Consider the following 14039-nt stretch of genomic DNA (forward strand, 5'->3'; position numbering starts at 1 on the left):
CCCGGCCCGCGGCGTCGTCCTCATAAGCAGGAGTGCAGCAGTGGGCGCACTCGGTCCGAGAGGACGTGGACCGCCATGACCACCGTGGACACCGACGTACTGGAAGCCCGGGTCAAGGACCTCTACCGGCTGGTAGCCCAGGAGCCGGAGGCCGCGTACCACTTCGAGATGGGACGGTCGCTGGCCGAACGGCTCGGCTACCCCGGCGACCTCCTGGACCGCGTCCCGGCGGAGGCGGTCGAGTCGTTCGCCGGGGTCGGCTACTTCCTCGACCTCGCCGAGCCGCGCCCCGGGGAGCGGGTCGTCGACCTGGGCAGCGGCTCGGGGATGGACTCCTTCTGCGCCGCGCTGCTCACCGCGCCCGCCGGCCGGGTGCTCGGCGTCGACATGACGGCCGAACAGCTCGACAAGGCACGGCGGTTGGCCGGTCGCGAGGCGGGCGGAGCGCTGGGCGGCGTCGAGTTCGCCGAGGGCCGGATCGAGGACCTGCCGGCGGAGGACGGGACGTTCGACTGCGCGATCTCCAACGGGGTGATCAACCTCTCCCCGCTGAAGCAGCGCGTCTTCGACGAGGTCGCGCGCGTCCTGCGGCCCGGCGGCCGACTGGCCCTCGCCGACATCGTCAGCGAGCAGCAGCTCACCGAGGCGATCACCTGCGACGCCGACCTGTGGGCCTCCTGCATCGGCGGTGCCGCCCAGCGCAACGACTACCGCCACATGATCGAGCGGGCCGGCCTGGAGGTCGTCACGACCCGCCGGAACCCGTACGTCTTCCTCTCGCCCCGCGCCCGCGACGCGAGCGCCAGGTACGGGGTCACCAGCATCTCGCTTCTTGCGGTCAAGCCCGGCGGCCGAGCCGCCGGCAGTCGCGCGAAGCCGCAGACAGGAGAACCGTCATGACCACTCTCAGGCACCAGACCGGGCGACGCGCCACCGCGGAGTCCGGCGCGCTGACACTCGGCGCCGCGCTGATGGCGCTGGCCGGTGTCGACTTCATCGGATACGCGGTGATCTTCTTCGTCCGCAACTTCACCGACTCCTTCCTGGAGTTGGGCATCGGGCCCAACGAGGTCAGCGTCGGGAAGTCGGAGATCGAGGCGTTCAGCCCCTCCCTGTACGAGTACATCTCCCACCTGCACATCGCCGTGTCCGGCTTCATCGCGGCGGCCGGACTGGCCACCGCCGTGCTCGCCTGGAAGGGCGTGCGGCAGGGGCTGCTGTGGGCGTACGTCACCGCCGTCGCCGTGCCCGTGCTCGGGCTGGCCGTCGCGCTGCCCGCCCACTACCCGTACGGCCTGGACACCATCGGGCACCTCGGCCTGATCTACCTGGCCACCGTCATCTTCGTGGTCGGTGCCGCCATCGCGCTGAAGCCCGTACTGGCCGCGCAGTCCGGCTCCAGGCCACCGGCCGGGTCCTAGGACCTGTCCCGGCGCCGGTCGATCTCGCCCCTCGGGCCCTCCGCCTCCTCGTCGGCGGTGGAGGGTTCGGGGGACGCGCCGCTGCCCGGTGGCTTCGAGCCGAAGCCACCGCTGCGGTAGCCGCCGCCGGAGACCCCGCCGCTCGCGTAGCCGCCGCTGCGGAACTCACCGGTCTCGAACTCCCCGGCCCCGAACTGGCCCGTCTCGAACTGGCCGGTCTCGAACGAACCGGACGATACCTCGCCGGTCTTGTAGCCGCCGCTGGACACCTGTCCGCTCTGGAAGCTTCCGCTGGCGACCTGGCCGCTCTGGAATCCGCCGGTGGAGACCTGCCCGCTGCTGAAGCCGCCGGTGCTGAACCTCCGCCCGGACGAGCGAGGCCGCTGGGCCGAACCCTCCGACGCGCCCGCCGCGGTGTCGAGCCGTCGCCGGAGGAACGGCAGCGTCCCCTTCTCGAACAGGACGTCGACCCACTCCTCCCGCGCCCGGAGGGTCTGCTCCGACAACTCCTCCTCCGCGGCCGGCCCGGGCCGGTCGGCGCGGTGCCGGAGCGCCGTCCGCACCACCGCGACCGCGCCGAGCGCCCCCAGTACCAGGGCGACGATGCCGAACGTCCGGGCCGCGTTCAGCAGGGAGGCGGCGAAGTCGCTCTCGCCGTCGCCGAGTCCGAACAGGTATCCCAGTACGAGCAACAGCAGCGCACCGGCGAGCGAGACCAGCAGCCCGCCCACCATCAGCGCGGAGACCAGCGGTCTGCTCCGCTCCTTCTGCGCGCCCTCCGCCGGGGTGACGTCCGACTCGCGGCTCGCCCGGTAGCGGCGGTACTCGTCGTCGGCGGTCGCCATGATCCGGCCCATCGCACGCTTGGCCTCGCCGCGAATCCGGACCTCGGTGCCCTCCTCGGCGTCGGCCAGCAGCGAGCGGACCTCGGAGTCGGCGACGGCGCGGTCCAGAGCACGCTCGAAGCCCTCGGTGTCCTCGGGCTGAAGGGGCAGATGGCTGCTCACTGGTGGCTTCGCTCTCCTGGAGGGGCCGCTACTCGTCTACTGCCCAGGGGACTTGGCATTCAGCCCACTCTAGACAAGGGGAGGTCGGATCGGGGCGCGGTGGCCAAAAGAGGACGACGTGACCGGCCGCGCGCGGGCGGTGGTCAGGGGCGGTCCGGGTGGGGCGCGGCGACGGCGGCGAGTTCGGCGCCGGGGGCGACGGTGAGGGCGTGGGAGTTGTAGAAGACGCGGCCGGTCGCCGGGGAGGTGACCGGTGTGGCGCGGCCGTCCACCGGGTCGACGAGCCGGCCGATCGGCCGGCCCGCGAAGACGTCGTCCCCGGCCGTGGCGGTCGGGTACCAGAGGCCCGCGGTCTCGGCAGTGACCGCGCCGGCCCAGACCCACTCGCGCACGGGCTGCGGCGGCGCGGGGCCGGGGCGCCCGGCAGGCGTGAACTCCTCGCCCAGCAAGCCGAGTTCAGCGAGCAGCCGGACGACGTCGTCGACCAGCCGGGTCGCGGTGCCCGGCTCGCGCCGACCCCGGTCGCCCGTCTCGACGAGTACCGCCGGCACGCCGAGGCGCGCGGCGGCGGCATGGCTGTTGCCCCCGGCCGCGTCCCGGCCGAGGACGACGTCCCGGATGCCGAGGTGGTGGGCCATCCGGCGGGCGCGGTCGTCGAGTCGCGGGTCGCCGGTGAGGCGGTAGCCGACGAAGTCGGTCAGGTCCTCGTCGATGCCGCCGGAGTGCAGGTCGAGGTAGGCGTCGGCATCGTCGAGCAGGTGTGCCGTGTGCCAGGCGGCCAGCCGTTCGGTGGGTGTGCCGCGCGCGTCTCCTGGGAACACGCGGTTGATGTTCACTCCGTCGAGTGGCGAGACGCCGAGGCGGCCGTGGTAGACGGCCGGCGGGTTGGCCACCGGGCAGATCGCCACCCGGCCGCGTACGGCGTCCGGATCCAGCATGTCCGCGAGTCGGACGGCCGCGTCCACGCCCACGAACTCCCCGCCGTGCATCCCGGCGGTGATCACCACCAGCGGTCCCGGCTCGGAGCCGTGGACCAGCGTCAGCGGGAGTTCCACGGTGGTCGTGCCGAGGTCGACCGGAACACCGCCGCGGGTACACGTTCCCGTGGCGGCCCGCAGCGGACCGACAGTCCAACTCATGTGGTGGCGGCCTTCCCTGTGGTGGCGGTGGTCCGCGGACGCGCCGCTCCGGACGGGTGGGGGTGGAGGGAGCGGGCGCTTGCCGTGCGGATGATCCGCCCGTCGGACAGCACGGCGACGCGGTGCGCGAAGTGCCGGACGACGGCCGTGTCGTGGCAGATGAACAGGTAGGCGAGACCGAGCCGGTCCTGGAGTTCCACCAAGAGGTTCAGCACACCGGCACGGACGGACGGGTCGAGCGCGGAGACCGGTTCGTCCAGCACCAGCAGACGCGGGTCGCTCGCCAACGCCCGTGCGATGCCCACACGTTGGCACTGACCACCGGAGAGCTCGTGCGGGCGGCGGTCGCCGAGCCGGGCGTCGAGGCCGACGGTGTCCAGCAGTTCCGCGACCCGTGCGGGGCCGGCGACCGGGTCCCAGCGGCCCTGGACGCGCAGCGGTTCGGCGATCGCGTCGCGGATCCGCAGCCGCGGGCTCAGGGAGCCGTAGGGGTCCTGGAAGACGGGTTGCACGGCCGGGCGTACGGCGCGCAGCGCGGGTTCGTCGAGCGCGGTCAGCTCGCGCCCGTCGAACCACACCTCGCCGCTGTCCGGGCGGCGCAGCAGCAGCACGGCGGCGGCGGTGCTCGACTTCCCCGAGCCGGAGGCGCCCGCGAGCGCCAGCGTCTCCCCCGCCGACACCTCGAAGGAGACCCCGTCGACCGCGAGCACCGGCGACCGCCGGTTCCGGCCGGGGTAGCGGACGGTGAGGTCCCGCACGTGCAGCAGCGGCGTCATCCGGCCTCCCCCGCCCCGAACAGCTGTGTCGGCACCTCGGGGACGTCCGCCCGGCGGTGGCAGGAGACGAGGTGCCCGGCGGCGGCCTCGACCGGCGCCGGGCGCCGCGTACGGCAGGGGTCGGCCGCCAGCGGGCAGCGCGGCGCGAAGACACAGCCCGGCGCGGACGCCGCCTCCCGGAGGGACGGCGGGGAGCCGTCGATGGCGGGGAGAAGACGGCTTCCGGTGGGTTCACCGGGTGGCAGGGAGGCGAGCAGCCCGGCCGTGTAGGGGGCGCGGGGCCGCTCGAGCACCCGCTTCACCGGCCCGTACTCGACAACCTCGCCCGCGTAGAGGACCAGTACCCGGTCCGCGTGCCGGGCCACCACGTCGAGGTCGTGGGTGACCAGCAGCAGGCCGGCGCCGGTCGTCTCGCGCAGCGCCGCCAGCAGCCCCAGGACCTGTTCCCGGACGTCCGGGTCGAGAGCGGTGGTCGGTTCGTCGGCGACGACGAGGTCCGGCTCGTTGATCGTCGCCATGGCGATGACGGCCCGCTGCCGCATGCCGCCGGAGAACTCGTGCGGGTAGGCGCCGGCCCGTCGGGCCGCGTCGGCGATGCCCACCCGGTCCAGCGCCGCCACCGCCGCCGCGCGCGCCTCGGCCCGCCCGACGCGGCGTACCGACCTTACGGCGGCGGCGAGTTGGTCGCCGACGGTGTGCACGGGGCTGAGCACCGACAGCGCGTCCTGCGGCACCAGCGCGAGGTGCCGCCCCCAGAGCCCGGCGTACCCGGACCGGGCCGCGCCGAGCAGTTCCCGGCCCCGGAACCGTACGCGGCCCGACGTCCGCGCGGTCGGCGGCGCCATGCCGAGCAGCACCCGGGCGATCAGCGACTTGCCCGCCCCCGACTCCCCCACCAGGGCCAGCACCTCGCCCTCGGACACGTCGAACGACACGTCGCGCACCGCGTGCACCACGTCGCGGCCCGTCGGCCCGTCGGGGAAGGCGACCCGCAGGTCGGCGACGGACAGCAGCGGCGGCCGGCCCGTCATGCCGCCGCCCCCGCACGGACCCGGCCGCCGCGCGGCGTGAGGGTGGAGAGGGAGACCGCGAGGCCGGCGAGCAGCGCCAGCGCCGCGGCCGGTGCGAGCGCGGCCCAGGGCGCTCGCTCGACGTACGCCCGCGACTCGTCCAGCAGCAACCCCCACTCCGGCGAGGGTGGTTGGGCGCCGAGGCCGAGGAAGCCGAGCGAGGCGAGCGCCAGCGCGATGCCCGGCAGTCGCAGTACCGCGTGGCGGGCGACCGGCCCGGCCACCGACGGCAGGACGTGCCGGGTCAGGACCCAGCGGCGGGTGGAGCCGATCGCCTTCTGCGCGGTGAGGAAGGCCGCCGCGCGTGTCTCCTGCACCAGCGCGGCGGCGTGCGCGGCCAGCGGCGGCCAGGAGACCAGGGCGACCGCCACCGACGCGCCCGCCGCGCCCGGCCCGAGCGCGGCGGCGACCAGCACACCGACGATCACCGGGGGCAGCGCGTTGGCGACGTCCGCCACTCCGGCCGACATCTCGGGCAGGAAGCCGATCGCGACGGCGAGAAGACAACTGAACAGGCAGACCGCCAGGGCCACTCCGACAGTCGCCGCCGCGCCGTGGCCGAGCCGTGCGAGGACGTCGCGGCCGAGCGCGTCGGTGCCCAGCGGATGGGCCCAGGAGGGGGTGGCCAGGCGCGCCGCGACGTCCACGGTGAGCGGGTCACGCGTCAGCCCCCAGCCGATGGTGACAAGCAGCACGCTCCCCAGGGCGGCCGGGACCAGCCGCCGGGCGCCGCTGGTCGCCGGGCGGGGCGGTGCGGGCAGAGCGAGCGCGGCGTCCCGAAGCCCGGGGCCGATGAGCCGCAGCCGCACAAGACGGGCGAGGGCGCCCGCGGTGAGACCTACGAGCAGCAGCGCGAGCACGGCACCCTGGAGCAGCGGCAGGTCCTGTGCCTTCGCCGCGCCCAGCGCCGTACGGCCGATTCCGGGCACGGCGAACACCGTCTCCACGGCGACCGCGCCGCCCGTCACCGACACCGCGACCAGGCCGAACTGCGGCAGCAGCGCGGGCAGCGACCGCCGTAGCGCGGCCGCGGCCACGCGCGGCGCCGACACACCGGACGCCCGCCACAGCCCCACCCAGCGTTCGGCGAAGACGGCGGGCAGCGCGTCGGCGACCAGCCGGCCGAGCAGTCCGCCGGCGGGCACACCCATGGCCAGCGCGGGCAGCACCATCGAGGACGGGCCCTGCCAACCGGACGTCGGCAGCAGCCCCGCCCAGACACCCAGCACGATCAGCAGCAGCGTCGCCAGCAGGAACTCCGGTACGGCGGCGAGCATTCCGGCGAGGGCGCCGCCGCCTTCGCGCCTCCCGACGCGCGTGCTCTCGTCGGAGGCGCCGCCGCGCGCGCCGCGCACCGTGGTCGGCGCGCAGAGGGCGACGGCGATCAGCAGCGCCACCGCCAGCGAGGCGGCCATGAGGCCCAACGAGACGCCGAGTCCGGCGAGTACGGAGGGAAACACCTCGGTGCCGGACACCCAGGAGTGGCCGAGATCGCCGCGCAGCAGTCCGCCCGCCCACCGCCCGAGCAGGGTCAGCGGTCCGGCGCCCAGCCCCAGGTCCTCCCGGATCGCGGCCAACGCCTCTTCCGTTGCCTCCTGTTCGGGCGACCGCGCGCGCAGCACGCTGAGCGCCGCGTCCCGGCCGGAGAGCCAGGGGAGCAGACCGATGGTGGTGACGACGGCGAGAAGCGCCGCCACGCGTGCGACCGCGGTGGTGATGCTCATCCGACGTGGGTGTCGACGGTGACCAGGAGACGTTCGCGCGGGTCCTTCGCCGAGTTCACGACGTTGGCGGCGTCGCCCTGGATGACCCGCTCGTGCAGCATGGGGATGGCGGCGTCGGTTCCGAGGACGGCGGCCTCGGCCTCCAGGATCGCCTGGCGGCGAGCAGCGCCGGTGGGCGTCGAGGACGCCTTCTCCAGCGCCTTGTCCACTGTGCGGTCCGCGAGTTGGGAGATGTTGAACGAGCCGTCGCCGGCGAAGTCGCTGTAGAGGTAGGCGGCCGGGTCGCCGGAGTCCAGCACGGTCGCGCGGGAGAGGATGAAGGCGTCGAACTTCCCGGCCAGCGCGTCGGACTCGATGTTCGCGTACTCGCGGATCTCCAGCTTCACCCGGAACCCGGCCTTGTCCAGCTGCTGCTGCAACGCGGCGGCGACCTCGGGCAGTTCGGCGCGGTCGGTGAAGGTGCCGATGGTGACGCGCCGGCCCTCCGGGTCCCCGGCCGGTGTCGGCCTCCCGCGCTCGGGCCGCTGCTTCGCCCACGGGATGGCGGGCCCCAGCAGTCCCTCGGCGACGTCCGCCCGGCCCTCGTACACGCCGTTGACCAGCGGCCCGGCGTCGACCGCCTCGCGGGCGGCGGCGCGCATCGCAGGGTCGCGGAACACCCCGCGCCCGGTGTTGAGGTAGAGGGTGTTGGTGCGCGGCATCGGGACCTCGGTGATCTGGTCCTTCTCCAGGAGGGACGCCTGGGAGACCGGTACGGCCTCCACGATGTCCGCCTCGCCGCTGCGCAGCGCGGCGGCCCGCGCGGTGCCGTCGGGCACAAACCGCACGTCGATGCCGGGCGCCTTGGGGCGGCCGCCCCAGTAATCGTCGTTGCGGTCAAGTGTCGCCGAGCTGGTGCCGTCGACCCTCTTGAGGATGAACGCGCCGGTGCCGGCTCCGATCGGGTCGACCGTCTTGCTCTTGTAGGCGCGGGCGGCCAGGACCGACAGCTGCGGCGAGGAGAGACGTTGCGGCAGCAACGGATCGGCGGTCGCCGTGGTGACGGTCACGGTGTGGCCCTTGCCGGTGATGGCGAGGTCCACACCGTCGAGGATGCGCGGCTTCGGCGCGGCCGTGGCGGCCCTCCTCAGCGAGCGCACGACGTCTTTCGCGGTGAGCGGAGTGCCGTCGTGGAATCTCACCCCGGACCGGATCACGAAGGTCCAGGTCCGGGCGTCCGACCAGCGCCACTTCTCGGCGAGCGCGGGCTGGGGCTCGCCGTTGGCGTCCAGCGTCACCAGGGTCTCGGCCGTGCTCCAGCGGGAGAGCTTGAAGGCGTCGTCGCTGAGTGGCGAGAGCCCCGAGCGCGGCGGCTGCATCATCACCACGCGCAACCGCTGCTCGCCGTCCGCGGGGGCGGAGGCGGTCGCGAAGCAGCCCGTGAGCAGGAGGGAGGCGGCGACCACCATCGGGGCGACGGATTTGGATTTGCGAAGGCGCACGATGCGTTCCAGCTCGTTCTGTGGCGGCTGCTTACCGACCGGGACGCTAGCACGTGATAATCATATTCAACAACATTCAACTACCTTCCCTCGGCCGCAGCTCTCCCTCACCCCGGGAGGCCGCCGGCTTGTCCGAACATGCCTGCCTCTCGCCCACCCCCGGCGCCACGCACTGACACCGCGCGGGCGAGACTTGGGGCGACCAGACTCCCGACGGGACCGACCGGTCGCGCGGCGCCGCCGCCACGACGCCCGGGCGCTCGAGAGACGAGGACCGCCGCATGGACGCCGACTTCAGGGACCTTCCCCCCACCACCCTCGCCGACCTGCTCGGCCGCGAACAGGTCATGGACATCGGCATCCGCCCACTGTGGGACTGCCCCCGCGTCGCCGGCCCCGCCTACACGGTGCGCTGCGAGCCCGGCGACAACCTGATGCTGCACGCCGCGATCTACCGCGCCGAGCCGGGTTCGGTCGTCGTCGTGGAGTCCGGTGACGTCGACCACGCGCTCGCCGGCGGCAACGTCTGCGCGGTGGCCCGGCGTCGGGGCGTCGCGGCGTTTGTCGTCGACGGCGTCATCCGCGACCTCGGCGAGGTGCGCGAGGCCGGCTTCCCCGTGTTCTCCCGCGGTGTCATCCCGATCCCCGGTACGAAGGAACGGATCGGCTCCCTCGGCGAACCCGCCCGCGTCGGCGGCGTCCTCGTGCACCCCGGCGACATCGTCGTCGCCGACGAGGAGGGCGTGGTCGTCACCCCCGCCGCCCGCCGAACGGAAATCCTCGAAGCGGCCAGGGCCAAGCTCGCCAAGGAGGCCGCCGCCGACCTCGACACCTGGGAACGCGACCACCGCGCCCGCATCGAAAAAGCCCTGAGCGAGCGCGGCTTCACCGGCTGACCGAGCGCCCCTGCGCCCCTGCGCCCCTGCGCCCGACCGAGAGGAACACCATGCGGCTGCGCTGTGCCGTACTCGACGACTTCCAGAAGGTCGCCACCACGACGGCCGACTGGGCCCCGTCCAGGACCGGGTGGAGGTCGTGAGCTTCGCCGAGCACGTCGACAGCGAGGACCAACTGGCGCTCAGCCTGGCGGACTTCGACATCGTCGTCACCCTCCGGGAGCGCGTCCCCTTCCCCGCCTCCCTCCTCGACCGGCTGCCCCGGCTCCGCCTACTCGTCGCCTCCGGCATGCGCAACTCGGTGATCGACTACGCGGCCGCGGCGCGCAACGGCGTCACCGTGTGCGGCACCCAGAGCTCCCAGACCCCGCCCGTCGAGCTGACCTGGGCGCTGCTGCTCGGCCTGGCCCGGGGCATCGTCACCGAGAACAACGCGCTGCGCGGCGGCGGGCCGTGGCAGTCCACCGTCGGTGCCGATCTGCACGGCCGCCGCCTCGGGCTGCTCGGCCTGGGCAAGATCGGCGCCCGGGTCGCGCGCATCGGCCTCGCCTTCGGCATGGAGGTGACGGCCTGGAGCCAGAACCTCACCCGGGCACGGACCGACGAGGTCGGCGTGCGACTCGCCCCCTCCAAGGACGACCTGCTCCGCGAGAGCGACTTCGTCTCCCTGCACCTCGTACTCGGCGAGCGCACCCGAAGCGTCATCGGCGAACGCGAACTTGCTCTGCTGAAGCCGACCGCGTACCTCGTCAACACCTCCCGCGCGGGGCTAGTCGACCAGGACGCCCTGCTCACCGCGCTGCGCGACGGGCGGATCGGCGGGGCGGGCGTCGACGTCTTCGACGTCGAGCCGCTGCCCGCCGACCACCCCATGCGCACCGCGCCGCGACTGCTGGCCACCCCGCACCTGGGCTACGTCTCCGAGGCCAACTACCGGACGTACTACGGCCAGGCCGTCGAGAACATCAACGCCTACCTGAGGGGCGAACCCGTTCGGGTACTGCCCTGAACGCCGCCCGGGTCAGGCCTTCTTCACGACGCTTGACTTGAGCTGCATGGCTCCGAAGCCGTCGATCCTGCAGTCGATGTCATGGCCGTCGACCCCGTCGACAAGCCGGATGCCCCGCACCTTCGTACCGGCCTTGATACCGGAGGGGCTGCCCTTGACCTTGAGGGCCTTGACCACCGTCACGTCGTCGCCGTCGCGCAGCACGTTGCCCACCGAGTCCTTGACGACCCGCTCCTCGGGCGCGCCGCCGGCCGCCTCCGCCTCCGAGGGCACCCATTCGTGGGCGCACTCGGGGCACACCACCAGGGCGTTCATCTCATAGGTGTACTCGCAGGAGCACTTCGGACAGGGCGGCGGATTCTCGTTCACCCCTCCAGGTTAGCGCCCAGCTAACGACTTGCGAAATTTCGCAATTGCTTACATGCTGTTCTATCGAGGTCCATCGACAAGGTGAGTGAGGTCGCAAGGCGTGTCGGTGCCGCTGTACCAGGCCAAGGCCGAGTTCTTCCGGATGCTGGGGCACCCCGTGCGCATCCGGGTTCTGGAGCTCCTCCAGGACGGGCCGACACCGGTGCGCGCGCTGCTCGACCGCATCGAGGTGGAGCCCTCCAGCCTCAGCCAGCAGCTCGCCGTCCTGCGCCGGTCCGGGATCGTCACCTCCCGGCGGAACGGCTCCACGGTCGTCTACCAGCTGGCCGGCGGCGACGTCGCCGACCTGCTGGGATCGGCACGCCGAATCCTCACCGAGGTGCTGACCGGCCGGCACGAGCTGCTGACCGCGCTGCGGGAATCCGAGGTCGCGGCGAAGTGAGTTCCACCACCGGCCGGATGTGGGGCCCGATTCGCCTTCTGCTGCCCACACGCGGCGACCTCACCGCCATGGCCCGCGACCCCCGCCGGGATCTGCTGGCCGGGCTGACAGTGGCGATCGTCGCGCTGCCGCTCGCACTCGGCTTCGGGGTCTCCTCCGGGCTCGGCGCGGAGGCCGGCCTGGCGACCGCGGTCGTGGCGGGCGCGCTGGCCGCCGTCTTCGGCGGCTCGAACCTCCAGGTGTCCGGCCCGACCGGGGCCATGACCGTTGTCCTCGTCCCCATCGTCGCCCAGTACGGACCCGGTGGAGTCCTCACCGTCGGGCTGATCGCCGGCGTCCTGCTGATCGCGCTGGCGCTGCTGCGGGCCGGCAGATACATGCGGTACGTGCCGGCCCCCGTCGTGGAGGGCTTCACCCTCGGCATCGCCTGCGTGATCGCCCTGCAGCAGATCCCGAGCGCGCTGGGCGTGGCCGAGGCGGACGGCGAGCGGGTGCTCACCGTCGCCTGGCACGCCGTCCGGGCGTTCACGACGACGCCGAACTGGACCGCCCTCGCCCTGGCCGTCGGAGTCGCGGCCGCAATGCTCGCCGGGGCGCGCTGGCGGCCCGGCGTACCGTTCTCGATCATCGCCGTGATCACCGCCACCGTCGTCGCGCAGCTCTTCCACCTGGACGACGCCGCACCCATCGGCGACCTCCCCGCCGGGCTGCCCGCGCCCTCGCTGGCCTTCCTCGACGTGGGCGCGCTGTCCTCACTGCTGGCGCCCGCGGTCGCGGTGGCCGCGCTCGCCGCGCTGGAGTCGCTGCTGTCCGCGACCGTCGCGGACGGGATGACCGTGGGCCAGCGGCACGACCCCGACCGCGAACTGTTCGGCCAGGGCGTGGCGAACCTGGCCGCACCGCTCTTCGGCGGCGTGCCGGCCACGGCCGCGATCGCCCGCACCGCGGTCAACGTGCGCACCGGCGCCCGCTCCCGACTCGCCGCCCTCACCCACGCCGCCGTACTCGCCGTGATCGTGTTCGCGGCGGCACCACTTGTCTCGAAGATCCCGCTGGCGGCGCTGGCCGGTGTGCTGCTGGCCACCGCCATCCGCATGGTCGAGGTCGGCTCGCTCCGGGTGATGGCCAAGGCGACCCGCTCGGACGCACTGACCCTCGTCCTCACCGCTGTCGCAACCGTACTGCTCGACCTCGTCTACGCCGTGATCCTCGGCCTCCTGGTGGCCGGGGCGCTGGCCCTGCGGGCCGTGGCCAAGCAGGCCCGACTCGACCAGGTGGACCTCCTGCCCGACCTGCCGGGCGAGCACAGCGAGGAGGAACGCCGCCTCCTGGCCGAGCACATCGTCGCCTACCGCATCGACGGGCCGATGTTCTTCGCCGCCGCCCACCGCTTCCTGCTGGAGCTGTCCGAGGTGGCCGACGTCCACGTGGTCATCCTGCGCATGTCCCGGGTCACGACCATCGACGCCACCGGCGCCCTGGTGCTCAAGGACGCGGTCGAGAAGCTGAACAGGCGCGGCATCGTCGTACTGACCTCCGGCGTACGGGACACGCAGCGGCAGGTCCTGGACTCCACCGGCACGCTGGAACTCCTCCGGTCGGAAGGCCGCGAGTTCCGTACCACCCCCGAGGCCATCGCCGCCGCCCGCCGCCACCTGGAAGACACCGGTCTCCTGCCCGGCGGCCCCCAGTCGACGAGAGAGACGGTGACATGACGATCGAATGGCACTACGAGGACCGCGGGGACCTCGGCGTCCTCTCCGTCGCCGGATTCCTGGGAGTGCGCGCGGCGGCACGGTTCACCGGCGCGGTCGGCTGGGTGGTGGCGCGTGGCAGCGGCCCGGTCATCCTCGACCTGACCGAGTTGCACGGCTGGTCCGCCGAAGGCCAGCTCGCGATCCGCGCAGCAGCCGGCCGATTGGCCGACCGCGGCCGCGCACTGGAACTGGCCGCGATCCCGGCCGACGGCTCCCTCGTACCCGACGAGACCGGCCCGACCATCCCCGTCCACCACGACCTCCCCGCGGCCCTCGCCGCGCACCAGGCGTGGACCGCGACCGGCCGCCACTGGCGCACCACCAACTGGCCCACCCCCGACACCTCCACCCACTGACCACGACACCCCCGCGGGAGGTCCGCGCCCCCGCGGGGCGGCCACCGCCGGCGGCGTTCGTGGGCCGAGGTCACCGCTCGGAGGCCGACGGGTGAGGATGGGACTCATGGCGACGACCGTGGTGACAGCAGAGACGACGATCGAGGTGACGACCGAGGTGGCAGGCGACGGGTGGCGACACCGCGCGGCACACAGCCCGGTCCTGCGGAGGCGGTTCCGGTGAGCGCGCCGCTGTACCAGCTCAAGGCCGAGTTCTTCAAGACGCTGGGCCACCCCGCCCGCATCCGCGTGCTCGAGCTGCTGAGCGAGCGGGAGCACGCGGTGGCCGAGATGCTGCCCGAAGTCGGCATCGAGCCCGCACACCTCTCCCAGCAGCTGGCCGTACTGCGCCGAGCCAACCTCGTGGCGACCCGCAAGGAGGGCTCGAACGTCTACTACTCGCTGACCAGCCCGCAGGTGGCCGAACTGCTGAGGGTCGCGCGCGGCATCCTCTCCGGCGTACTCGCGGGCCAGGCCGAGCTGCTGGCCGACCTACGCGCCAACGAACCGGAGCGCGAACCCGACACCCCTCCCCGCCACGCCCCGTCGTAGG

At 73.5% G+C, this 14039-nt stretch carries 14 protein-coding genes and 1 pseudogene; 8 read left to right on the plus strand and 7 right to left on the minus strand.

The features are described 5' to 3' along the window. The first annotated feature begins 75 nt into the window (after positions 1–75). Complete coding sequence (locus FNX44_RS04735; RefSeq protein WP_143646667.1) at positions 76–900, plus strand: methyltransferase domain-containing protein; 825 nt, start codon at positions 76–78, stop codon at positions 898–900. After that, a complete protein-coding gene (locus FNX44_RS04740) occupies positions 897–1421 on the plus strand; it encodes a hypothetical protein (protein WP_143646668.1) in 525 nt (174 codons plus the stop codon). The genes FNX44_RS04735 and FNX44_RS04740 overlap by 4 nt, the downstream gene beginning before the upstream one ends. Here the strand turns inward: FNX44_RS04740 and FNX44_RS04745 are convergent. The 6 genes from FNX44_RS04745 to FNX44_RS04770 all read right to left on the minus strand — a co-directional run bounded on the left by FNX44_RS04745 (position 1418) and on the right by FNX44_RS04770 (position 8585). Next, positions 1418–2428, minus strand: a complete 1011-nt coding sequence (locus tag FNX44_RS04745; protein ID WP_143646669.1) for a hypothetical protein — start codon at positions 2426–2428, stop codon at positions 1418–1420. The genes FNX44_RS04740 and FNX44_RS04745 overlap by 4 nt on opposite strands. Before the next feature lie 143 nt (positions 2429–2571). Next, the gene (locus tag FNX44_RS04750; RefSeq protein ID WP_143646670.1) at positions 2572–3567 is read right to left on the minus strand and encodes a M14 family metallopeptidase; all 996 of its coding nucleotides are present in this window, start codon (positions 3565–3567) and stop codon (positions 2572–2574) included. Next, entirely contained in the window at positions 3564–4343 is a 780-nt protein-coding gene (locus FNX44_RS04755) for an ATP-binding cassette domain-containing protein (protein WP_143646671.1), read from the minus strand. The genes FNX44_RS04750 and FNX44_RS04755 overlap by 4 nt, the downstream gene beginning before the upstream one ends. Further along, positions 4340–5374 (minus strand): ABC transporter ATP-binding protein, encoded by a 1035-nt coding sequence (locus FNX44_RS04760; protein ID WP_143646672.1) that lies wholly within the window; start codon positions 5372–5374, stop codon positions 4340–4342. Before FNX44_RS04760 ends, FNX44_RS04755 begins: the two co-directional genes overlap by 4 nt. Next, positions 5371–7137: an ABC transporter permease subunit gene (locus tag FNX44_RS04765; RefSeq protein ID WP_143646673.1), complete on the minus strand. Its 1767-nt coding sequence runs from the start codon at positions 7135–7137 to the stop codon at positions 5371–5373. Before FNX44_RS04765 ends, FNX44_RS04760 begins: the two co-directional genes overlap by 4 nt. Beyond that, a complete protein-coding gene (locus FNX44_RS04770; RefSeq protein ID WP_143646681.1) occupies positions 7134–8585 on the minus strand; it encodes an ABC transporter substrate-binding protein in 1452 nt (483 codons plus the stop codon). The genes FNX44_RS04765 and FNX44_RS04770 overlap by 4 nt, the downstream gene beginning before the upstream one ends. Before the next feature lie 314 nt (positions 8586–8899). Between FNX44_RS04770 and FNX44_RS04775 the strand changes: the two genes are divergently transcribed. Then, positions 8900–9514, plus strand: coding sequence for an RraA family protein (locus FNX44_RS04775; protein ID WP_143646674.1), 615 nt, complete (start codon positions 8900–8902; stop codon positions 9512–9514). 50 nt (positions 9515–9564) lie between these two features. Beyond that, positions 9565–10523 (plus strand): annotated as a pseudogene (locus tag FNX44_RS04780) (D-2-hydroxyacid dehydrogenase family protein). 12 nt (positions 10524–10535) lie between these two features. Here FNX44_RS04780 and FNX44_RS04785 read toward each other — a convergent pair. Beyond that, entirely contained in the window at positions 10536–10892 is a 357-nt protein-coding gene (locus tag FNX44_RS04785; RefSeq protein WP_143646675.1) for a zinc ribbon domain-containing protein YjdM, read from the minus strand. 100 nt (positions 10893–10992) lie between these two features. Between FNX44_RS04785 and FNX44_RS04790 the strand changes: the two genes are divergently transcribed. The 4 genes from FNX44_RS04790 to FNX44_RS04805 all read left to right on the plus strand — a co-directional run bounded on the left by FNX44_RS04790 (position 10993) and on the right by FNX44_RS04805 (position 14038). Then, entirely contained in the window at positions 10993–11334 is a 342-nt protein-coding gene (locus FNX44_RS04790) for an ArsR/SmtB family transcription factor (RefSeq protein WP_143646676.1), read from the plus strand. Between the two features lie 17 nt (positions 11335–11351). Further along, positions 11352–13049, plus strand: coding sequence for a SulP family inorganic anion transporter (locus FNX44_RS04795; protein ID WP_143646682.1), 1698 nt, complete (start codon positions 11352–11354; stop codon positions 13047–13049). Further along, complete coding sequence (locus FNX44_RS04800) at positions 13046–13447, plus strand: STAS domain-containing protein (RefSeq protein WP_143646677.1); 402 nt, start codon at positions 13046–13048, stop codon at positions 13445–13447. The genes FNX44_RS04795 and FNX44_RS04800 overlap by 4 nt, the downstream gene beginning before the upstream one ends. A gap of 219 nt (positions 13448–13666) precedes the next feature. Beyond that, positions 13667–14038, plus strand: a complete 372-nt coding sequence (locus FNX44_RS04805) for an ArsR/SmtB family transcription factor (protein ID WP_143646678.1) — start codon at positions 13667–13669, stop codon at positions 14036–14038. Position 14039 lies beyond the last annotated feature (1 nt).

It is taken from the genome of Streptomyces alkaliterrae, assembly GCF_007097205.2.
GTDB lineage: Bacteria > Actinomycetota > Actinomycetes > Streptomycetales > Streptomycetaceae > Streptomyces > Streptomyces alkaliterrae.

Bases quoted from the DNA above. Each gene is read 5' to 3' on its own strand.
- FNX44_RS04735 (WP_143646667.1), top strand. From the start codon at position 76: ATGACCACCGTGGACACCGACGTACTGGAAGCCCGGGTCAAGGACCTC.
- FNX44_RS04740 (WP_143646668.1), top strand. From the start codon at position 897: ATGACCACTCTCAGGCACCAGACCGGGCGACGCGCCACCGCGGAGTCC.
- FNX44_RS04750 (WP_143646670.1), bottom strand. From the start codon at position 3,567: ATGAGTTGGACTGTCGGTCCGCTGCGGGCCGCCACGGGAACGTGTACC.
- FNX44_RS04755 (WP_143646671.1), bottom strand. From the start codon at position 4,343: ATGACGCCGCTGCTGCACGTGCGGGACCTCACCGTCCGCTACCCCGGC.
- FNX44_RS04760 (WP_143646672.1), bottom strand. From the start codon at position 5,374: ATGACGGGCCGGCCGCCGCTGCTGTCCGTCGCCGACCTGCGGGTCGCC.
- FNX44_RS04765 (WP_143646673.1), bottom strand. From the start codon at position 7,137: ATGAGCATCACCACCGCGGTCGCACGCGTGGCGGCGCTTCTCGCCGTC.
- FNX44_RS04770 (WP_143646681.1), bottom strand. From the start codon at position 8,585: ATGGTGGTCGCCGCCTCCCTCCTGCTCACGGGCTGCTTCGCGACCGCC.
- FNX44_RS04775 (WP_143646674.1), top strand. From the start codon at position 8,900: ATGGACGCCGACTTCAGGGACCTTCCCCCCACCACCCTCGCCGACCTG.
- FNX44_RS04795 (WP_143646682.1), top strand. From the start codon at position 11,352: ATGTGGGGCCCGATTCGCCTTCTGCTGCCCACACGCGGCGACCTCACC.
- FNX44_RS04800 (WP_143646677.1), top strand. From the start codon at position 13,046: ATGACGATCGAATGGCACTACGAGGACCGCGGGGACCTCGGCGTCCTC.